General features: G+C 64.4%; 6 protein-coding genes. 5 read left to right on the forward strand and 1 reads right to left on the reverse strand.

What is annotated here, in order from left to right; translation table 11 throughout:
• The first annotated feature begins 147 nt into the window (after positions 1-147).
• Both L0G76_RS12055 and L0G76_RS12060 read left to right on the forward strand, forming a co-directional pair.
• Positions 148-1,518, forward strand: coding sequence for an acylneuraminate cytidylyltransferase (locus L0G76_RS12055; RefSeq protein ID WP_304357443.1), 1,371 nt, complete (start codon positions 148-150; stop codon positions 1,516-1,518).
• Complete coding sequence (locus tag L0G76_RS12060) at positions 1,515-2,402, forward strand: N-acetylneuraminate synthase family protein (RefSeq protein ID WP_304357444.1); 888 nt, start codon at positions 1,515-1,517, stop codon at positions 2,400-2,402. The genes L0G76_RS12055 and L0G76_RS12060 overlap by 4 nt, the downstream gene beginning before the upstream one ends.
• Positions 2,403-2,589: 187 nt before the next feature.
• Here L0G76_RS12060 and L0G76_RS12065 read toward each other — a convergent pair whose 3' ends face one another.
• On the reverse strand, positions 2,590-4,299 hold the full coding sequence (locus tag L0G76_RS12065) for a polysaccharide pyruvyl transferase family protein (RefSeq protein ID WP_304357445.1): 1,710 nt from the start codon (positions 4,297-4,299) through the stop codon (positions 2,590-2,592).
• Between the two features lie 226 nt (positions 4,300-4,525).
• Here L0G76_RS12065 and L0G76_RS12070 point away from each other — a divergent pair, with 226 nt between their 5' ends.
• Genes L0G76_RS12070 through L0G76_RS12080 form a run of 3 tightly spaced genes read left to right on the forward strand, consistent with a single transcriptional unit; the run spans position 4,526 to position 8,207 of the window.
• Positions 4,526-5,497 (forward strand): glycosyltransferase family 2 protein, encoded by a 972-nt coding sequence (locus L0G76_RS12070; protein WP_304357446.1) that lies wholly within the window; start codon positions 4,526-4,528, stop codon positions 5,495-5,497.
• On the forward strand, positions 5,497-7,032 hold the full coding sequence (locus tag L0G76_RS12075) for a polysialyltransferase family glycosyltransferase (protein ID WP_304357447.1): 1,536 nt from the start codon (positions 5,497-5,499) through the stop codon (positions 7,030-7,032). The genes L0G76_RS12070 and L0G76_RS12075 overlap by 1 nt, the downstream gene beginning before the upstream one ends.
• The gene (locus L0G76_RS12080) at positions 7,032-8,207 is read left to right on the forward strand and encodes a hypothetical protein (RefSeq protein ID WP_304357448.1); all 1,176 of its coding nucleotides are present in this window, start codon (positions 7,032-7,034) and stop codon (positions 8,205-8,207) included. Before L0G76_RS12075 ends, L0G76_RS12080 begins: the two co-directional genes overlap by 1 nt.
• The last annotated feature ends 111 nt before the right edge of the window (positions 8,208-8,318 follow it).

An 8,318-nucleotide genomic window follows, 5' to 3' on the forward strand; every position in this document is an offset into this window, starting at 1 on the left:
CGTCACCTGGCGCTGACCGTTCAGCCCCGCCTCGGGCGACAGACCCCGCCCCACGGCACCTCGACACACACCCGCCACGAAGGTGTCGCCTCGGCGACATTGCTCGTTCACCTGGGGGCCACATGCCGTCGATAGCGTCGAATCATTGTGAACTACCAATCGACTCTGACTCCCCCAGCGCCCACCGATCGCGTGGCCACAGCGTCCGCCGACGATGAGAGCGCAGCACGGCCGCATCGGGCCGTGGCCATCATTCCCGCCCGGGGCGGATCCAAGGGAATTCCGCTGAAGAACCTGCAGAAGGTCGCCGGCGTCTCGCTTCTGGCACGCGCGATCAACGCGGCCCTGGCGACGCCGAGCATCGATCGGGTGGTCGTCTCGACCGACCACGACGGCATCGCCGCAGAGGCAATCCGGGCCGGCGCCGAGGTGTCCCATCGTCCCGCTGACATCGCCGGTGACACCGCGAGCAGTGAGTCGGCCCTGATCTACACGCTGGCCAACCTCGGCGAGGAATTCGACACCACGGTTTTCATGCAGTGCACCTCGCCGTTCATCGACTCGGCCTCGATCGACAACGCGGTCGCCGCCGTCCGCGACGATGAGGCCGACGTCGTGTTCTCCGCCGTCGAGGACCACTCGTTCCTGTGGCGCCTCGACGATGGCGAATCGGCAGTGGCCGTCGGTCACGAAGCCAGCTTCCGGCCCCGCCGCCAGGACCGGGCCAAGCACTACAACGAGACCGGCGCGTTCTACGTCATGCGCACCGACGGCCTGGTCGAACACGAACACCGCTTCTTCGGCCGGGTCACGATCGAAGAGGTCCCGCCCGAGCACGCCCGCGAAATCGACGACATGTCGGACCTGTCACTGGTCCGCGCGATCGCCTCCACGCAGGAGACCGCGCAGGTCATCGACGTCGACGGACTCGTCACCGACTTCGACGGAGTCCACACCGACGACGGCGCCTACGTCGACGAGGACGGCAACGAACAGGTCCGCGTCCACCGCGGCGACGGCATGGGAGTCTCACGCCTCGTGAAATCAGGGCTGCCTGTCATGATCCTGTCGAAGGAACGCAATCCAGTCGTCACCCGCAGGGCGGAGAAACTTCATGTGGATGTCACCCAGGGCGTCGACAATAAAGCGAAGGTCCTGGCCTCGTGGATCGATGAACAGGGCCTCGACGCGGCTCGCGTGGCCTACGTCGGAAATGACATCAACGACCTCGAAGCCTTCGACGTCGTCGGCTGGCCCATCGCCGTCGCGGACGCCCACCCCAAGGTGCTCGCAGCGGCTCGGGTGGTCCTCGATCGGCCCGGCGGAAAGGGGGCGGTCCGCGAAATCTGCGACCTCATCCCCGTGTCCGACCAGGCAAAGCAGCAGCTGCCGACGCGAGGACTGACATCGGTCCTCGACTCAGACCCACACATCAAGCAACCGTCCATCCAGCAGCAACAGCCGTTGCTCACGAATCACGCAGAACCGATGCGTACCAATCGAAAGCAGGTTTCATGACTGATCAACTCGCCCCAGTGGCCATCGGCAATCACCTCGTCGGCCCGAATCAGCCCGTGTACATGATCGGCGAAATCGGCATCAACCACAACGGCGACGTCGAAATCGCGAAGCAGCTCATGGATGTCGCCGTCACCGCCGGTGCCCAGGCCGTGAAGTTCCAGAAGCGCAACCCCGATGTGGCTGTGCCCGAACACCAGAAGTCGAAGATGCGCTCCACCCCGTGGGGCGAGATGACCTACCTCGACTACAAGTGGCGCGTCGAGTTCGGCAAGGAAGAGTACGCCGAGATCGACCGTTACGCCAAGGAAGTCGGTCTGCAGTGGTTCGCCTCCCCCTGGGACACTGACTCCGTGGACTTCCTCGAAAACGAGTTCGACGCCGTGACCTACAAGGTCGCTTCGGCCTCGCTGACGGACTTCGAACTCCTCCGCGCCATCGCCGCGACCGGCAAGCCCGTCCTGTGCTCCTCGGGCATGTCCGACTGGGCCACACTCGATGCCGCTGTCGAGGTCTTCGATCGCGACAAATTGGTCCTCATGCACGCCACCTCGACCTACCCGCTGCCTCCCGAAGAGGTCAACCTCAAGGCCATCACCACCATGCGCGAGCGCTACGGTGTGAACGTGGGCTATTCCGGCCACGAGCTGGGCCTCGAGATCTCCTTCGCCGCCGCAGCTCTGGGCGCCGCGACCATCGAACGCCACATCACGCTGGACTCCTCGATGTGGGGCTCGGACCAGTCCGCATCGATGGAACCACGCGAGTTCACCTCGCTCGTCAAGGGAGTCCGCGTTCTCGAAACCGCCTTCGGCGACGGCGAGAAGCGCGTCATGCCAGGTGAGGAATCGAAGATCGATTCGCTGCGCAAGGTCAGCGTCTGATCTGATCGTCTGAACCTTCGCGCGATCGTCTGATCGTTTGCAATCGGCCCCATCGCCTCGCCGAGGTGGTGGGGCCGATTTCGTGTCCCCTCGCAGAAGTGGTGGTGAGACCGTCGTCGCGATCCCCTCGCGGATGCGGTCGAACGAGCGCCGCCAGGTGCGGGCCGTGCTGCCGGGGCCGCGGCGTTCAGCGCCTGAGCTTGCGCCTGAGCCTTCGCGCTCTCCATGTCACGCCATGCACGGTCTTGTCGATGAGGGCCCGTGCCTCAGCCGAAACAGTGCGATCATGGACCGCTGTGAGCTGGGCGTCGGATTCGTCGAGTCTCTTCTGCAGATCGTCGGCTTCCTTCGCGTGACGGTCCGCCTCCACAGTCTGGGCAGTGAGTTCAGCAGACCGCTTCTCGAGCTGCTTCGTCGTCTGTGAAAGTTCCCCACGGAGCTTCTCGCGCTCGCCTTCGAGGCCCCTCCGATAGGTCGCTGCCTCGTCGATCGCCTGCCTGTGCTCGCGGCGAGCCTTCGAGATCTCGCGGGTCTGGTCGTTGCCGAACTCCTCTGCCTCGGCAACAGCGGCAAGGTGGAATTCCTCGGCTCGGATGTCGCGCTCGGTACGCAGACGTGCCTCAGCGGCTCGAGGCTGACCGGAGTCCGTGGCAGGTCCCAGCGCATCTTGGATTTCGCTGTGGTTGTCTCTCGTGACGTCGAAGAGTCTGCGCTGTGTCGACGTGAGGTCGTCCTGCAGCTCGTGGCCTTGGGCATATGCCTGTTCGATCGTGTCGACGATGCGTTCGGCCAGGGTGTTTGCCTGCTGCGCCCCATCATCGGTGACAGGCACGATGAACTCGGGATGTCCGATGTCGTGGGCGAAATAGCCCAGCTTCGCGTGCAGGTCCAGCGAGATCGGAATCGAGCCCACACCGAAGGGGATCATCTGCGCATGACCGCGCCCGCCCAGCACATAGGGAATGGAGGAGAACAGCTCGAAGCCGGCGAAGAATCCGACACCTGTTCCGTAGAGCCTGACTTCCTCGACTTCCGGCACTTCTGCGACGAGCTGTCGAGACACCTCGGCGTCGTCGGGGTGAAAGGGTGTGCTCAGCACCCGCCACCCGCCGGCCACAAGCATCCGGGCGGCATCAATAGTCGCCTGGTGGATGACCTCGGCGTCGAAGCCTGCAGCAATCTGGCGTGGGTGAACGAGCATCTGGATCCCCAGAACCTTCTGGCGAGGATCCGGGCGACGTCCGATCAGAGGTTCGTAAAGGAGACCCGCGATGGTCGTCGGGCACGGTTGGAACCGGATCGGGTCAGACTGCGAGAGCCTCCCCACCTGCGATCCCTCCGATTCCGATGTGTGCCCCGCAGTCTGGTCCACACCCAGGAACCGCGACATCGTCTCGATGCTGCCGGTGTTGCGCAGGCCGAAGAACACGGACTGGTCGAGGACCTGGCTCACATGGGTTCTCATCAGGTCGTCGAACTCGGGCTGGCCCGGGAACCGATTGTCGCCGAGCGCATAGACGATCAACGGCACCTCGATGGCGGCGAGCGCCTCGGCGGAGATCTTCCACTGCCAGCCCGAGAGCCGATTCGGGTTCGTGTCCTGCAGGAACAGCCCACCCCCGCCGATGACAACAGCATCGGCCCGCGCGTTGATTCGCTCGATCAGGGCCAAATCCACCTCGCGTCGCAGGGCCGCCGCCGAGGTGAAGTCCACCTGACCGACCGTCGAAGAGTCCGACGCCCGGCCCGGCGCTCGGCCCGATACAACATGGGTGCCGACCGCATCGTCACTGGCCCCCAGCACCCGGAACGCGTCCCTGACCACGGGGAACAGTGCCTTGTCGCCGTAGTTTCCCCAGGTCGGGATGTCGAAGTGGAACAGCTTCAGGTTCGGCATCACATCAGGCTATGAGTGGTTGACGACGTGACCGTGGGCGGCAAGCGAACACCGGGTGAATTCGCGCTGTCTGAACCGTCAACCTCGGCGCAACCCACCGTTCGCTTAGGAATTCTACGATCAATCGAATGCGAACCACACAGCCCGTCCGCCCAGGAGAACGCGTGCATGCACAAGCACACGCCTTGAGCTCCACGAGTCACGAGCACCACCGCGAAAGGACCCAATGACAGCGCCAGTCGTCAGTGTCATCATCGCCGCGAAGAACGCCGAGGAAACGATCGGCGGGAGCCTGAAGAGCCTGGTCAACCAGCGCTTTACCCGTGACGAGCTGGAAGTCATCGTCGTCAACGACGGATCCACCGATGACACTGCGGGCGTGATCGACGAATTCGCCGAGCAGCTCAATCTCGTCACCATCCACAATGCAGACTCACTCGGCGTCTCCACCGCACGCAACACCGCCTTGGAGGCCGCCACAGGTTCGACGATCACCTACCTCGACGGTGACGACTGGTACGCGCCGGGCCATCTGCGCTCCCTGACTGATTCGATCACCGGGTTGGGCGTCGATTTCGTCAAGACCAACTACCTCATCGTCAACGGGTTCAACCGCAAACTGCGCAACGCCCCCTGTTTCACCCACAACACAGCGCTCAGCCCCAGGAACTACATCCTCCCCCACGATGCCTCGACGATGGTCGACTTCCCCGAATGCTGGACCGGCATCTACTCCCGCTCCATGGCGCGGCGCGGGCTGCTCGAGTTCAACCCGGACCTGCGCACCTGCGAGGACCGCCCCTGGACGTGGCGCCACCACCTCGAGGCCGACAGCTTCGCCGTCGTCGACACCGCGGGTCTGTGCTATCGCAAGGGCAGCGCCACCTCGTTGACGGCGATCTTCGACGAGCGTCAGCTCGACTTCATCCCCGCGTTCCGGTCCGTGTTCGCGATGCTCGAGGAGAAGCCGGAGTTCCGCCGCTTCGAGCGCAAGGCAGTCCGCAACTTTCTCTCCATCCTCTACTTCCAGATCCACAATCGCGGCTCCTCGATGAACCACGAGGTCAGGTCGAAGCTCAACCTGGGCGCGGTGAATACGCTCAACGGCGTCGACACCGATGTCATCGACCAGGCTCTGCGCAACTTCGGTGAGCACCGACTGCCCGTGATCGATTCGATCGTCAGGAGGGCCCGCTGATGACCCAGATCATCCAGATCTCCACCCAGTACCAGCTCGCGAACATCGTCGCCCTGATCCGGGCCGGGCGCCTCGGCGAGGCAGGCCGGCGACGGATCCTCGTCATCGCCAACAACTCCTTCGCCCCCGAGCTCACACCCGCAGCGGATTCCATGCCCGGCTCGGCAGGCCTGCTGACCAGCTTCGATCTCGTCGTGGACTGGAACGCCACCATCTGGCCCAACCACCCGAAGACCTTCGGCATCTCCGGCGAACGCGCCCCGCTCATGGCGAGGTCGTTGCGCACCGAATGGGCGATCGACGACGAACCGCTCGACCTCATCGTCGAATCCCTCCCCGGCCATCCCGCCGGCGTGCTCACACAGATCTTCACGACAGCCACGATCTCGGTGCACTCCGACGGGCTGATGAGCTACGGCCCGATCCGCAATCCGCTCTCCCTGCCGCAGTACCAGCGCCTGACCACGATCTACTACACGGACCTCCTGCCGGGCATCACACCACGTCAGCTCGCCGAGCACTCCCCCGATCGTGTGGCTCTGCCGCCTACGGACCTGACATCAGTCATCGAGGACATGGCCGCCGAGGTGGCCCCCGAGTTGGCGGCGGCGAGCCTCGGTGATCCGATCCCCGAGGCTGCGATCGTCCTCGGTCAGTACTTGGCCCAGATCGACCTCATCACCGCCGAGGAGGAGCTGGAACTGCACCTGCAGATGATCGATGAGGTCAAAGCGCAGGGACTGTCCACGGTCATCTTCAAACCGCACCCCACCTCGGCGAGGACGACGACCGAACCGCTGCGAACGCGCAGTCACGAACTGGGACTGGAGTTCGTGCTCGCCGACGTCCCGCTGCTGGCCGAGATCGTCATCGCCACCACCCGGCCACAGCTGGTCGTGTCCTGCTACTCGACCGGGCTGGCGACCGCTCGGGCTCTGTTCGGCACCGCCACTGCCGCCATCGGAACCTCGATGATGCTCCACGCCCTGGCGCCGTACCAGAACAGCAACCGGATCCCGCTGACCATCGTCGATGCCCTCCACACGGGCGGCTACGTCCTGCCAGGTGACCTCGCCGAGGTGGGTCCCGAATCGGCGAACGCGGGGTCCGGTGCCGGTGGGGCCTCGATCGGCACGAAAGACCTGGGGCCGCTCATCGATGCGGTCACCTACTGCATGCAGTCCGAAACGGCCTCGTATCTGCGAGACAGCGCAATCGACTTCCTCGAATCTGCCGTCGGCGGGGAGGACATGAAGTACTTCAAGCGCAAGCGGCTGACGAAGCTGGACCTGCCCGGACAGTTGGAGGTTCCACCGCACCGCAGGGGGTTGAGCTCGGCGAAGCGACGCCTGCGCACGCAGGCCAGGCGGACTCAGCGCACACTGAGGACCTACGGAATCTCCATCGACGGCGCGAAGCTCGTCCCGCAGGTGAATTCGAGGCTGAGCTCGCGACTGAACTCGGCCGTGAACTCAGGAGTGGGGTCGAGGCTGAGGTCGAAGTTGGGGCCGAAACGCAGATCGGAGCCGGAGTGATGATGGCCAAACAGGGCGCTTCCAAGAAGAGCTCCGCCAAGAAGAAGTCCGGCCCGAAGAAAGACGAGGTCACAATGACTGTCACGAAGGATGCAGAAGCCCCCGCACAGGCAGCGGACCCAGCGGCCGCACAGCAGGCCCCAGGCCAGGCAGCCGAGAAATCAGCACTGAAAACGAAGCAGCCGAAGAAGATTCGGCTGACCTCGATCGCCTTCGTCGAGTCCCCCCTCCAGTTCCTCTCCGCGCTCGAGACACACGAATCCGATGAGGACCTGCTGATTCGGGCGCGGGCAAATGCGAAGGGCATGACCTCATTCCTCGACGCCTTCGACCTCGCCTGGCTGCCGAATCATGTCTCCCTCGAACGCGTCGGAGCCAAGCCCGGGATCCTGCGCAAACGCAACTTCGATCGCATCTACATCGGCGATGCCTGCTCCGGACAGGTCCACAAGGCGCTCGCGCTGGCCTACCTGGAGCGGCGCATGCCCGAGGTCGTCATCCTCGACGACGGTCTGGCCACCTACTCGACCATCGAGATCCTCACGGCTGCACGGGGACCTCTGGTACGGCCGCGGCAGAAGCTCAAGGCCTCACGTGCGGTCATGGCCGCACACGTCGCGGACCGTCTGCGCGGACTGGCACCGGCGGGAAAGCTGCGCTGGCACACCGCTCTGCCGGTGTCGAAGGCCATGCGCAAGGCCTTCTTGAAAACCGGTGCGGAGATCACCCGCCACAAGTTCGAGCACCTGCAGACCCTGCCCACCGGCGGCAGCCACCCCAGGGACAACCCGGTCATCGGCTCGGCCCTGGTCGCCGACGGGCTCATCCACGAAGACTCCTACCGTGCCTGGCTCGAAGAGCTCATGACCCACGGTCCCATCACCTATTACCCGCACCGCCGTGAGACCGACGAATTCCTCGCCGAGCTCGACCGCGACGAGCGCGTGCGCATCAAACACGTCGGTCTCCCGATCGAGCTGCGCCTGGTGAATCTGCCGCCGAACTCCACCATCCGCAGTCTGCCCAGCACCGCAGCGATCTCCCTGTCCACACTCAACCCCGACGTGACGATCGCCGTGACCGAGATTCCGCCGGAATGGTGGACCGGTGCCTCAGCCGATAGTCTGCGTAAGTCCCTCAACGCCCAATCGGTCAAGGCAGATGTCGATACCTGATCCACCAGCCTCACGCGCGAAAGACACATTCTCGCGCACGGATCCAGCGGGCACCGACGACACGATCCGCATCGTCTCCGTCTCCGACTCCGAGTCCTACCTCAAATGGGC

This window comes from Brevibacterium picturae (assembly GCF_030453725.1).
In the GTDB taxonomy this organism is placed as follows: Bacteria; Actinomycetota; Actinomycetes; order Actinomycetales; family Brevibacteriaceae; genus Brevibacterium; species Brevibacterium sandarakinum_A.

Coding starts and splice junctions, on each gene's coding strand:
- L0G76_RS12060 (WP_304357444.1), top strand. CDS start 1,515: ATGACTGATCAACTCGCCCCAGTGGCCATCGGCAATCACCTCGTCGGC.
- L0G76_RS12065 (WP_304357445.1), bottom strand. CDS start 4,299: ATGCCGAACCTGAAGCTGTTCCACTTCGACATCCCGACCTGGGGAAAC.
- L0G76_RS12070 (WP_304357446.1), top strand. CDS start 4,526: ATGACAGCGCCAGTCGTCAGTGTCATCATCGCCGCGAAGAACGCCGAG.
- L0G76_RS12075 (WP_304357447.1), top strand. CDS start 5,497: ATGACCCAGATCATCCAGATCTCCACCCAGTACCAGCTCGCGAACATC.
- L0G76_RS12080 (WP_304357448.1), top strand. CDS start 7,032: ATGATGGCCAAACAGGGCGCTTCCAAGAAGAGCTCCGCCAAGAAGAAG.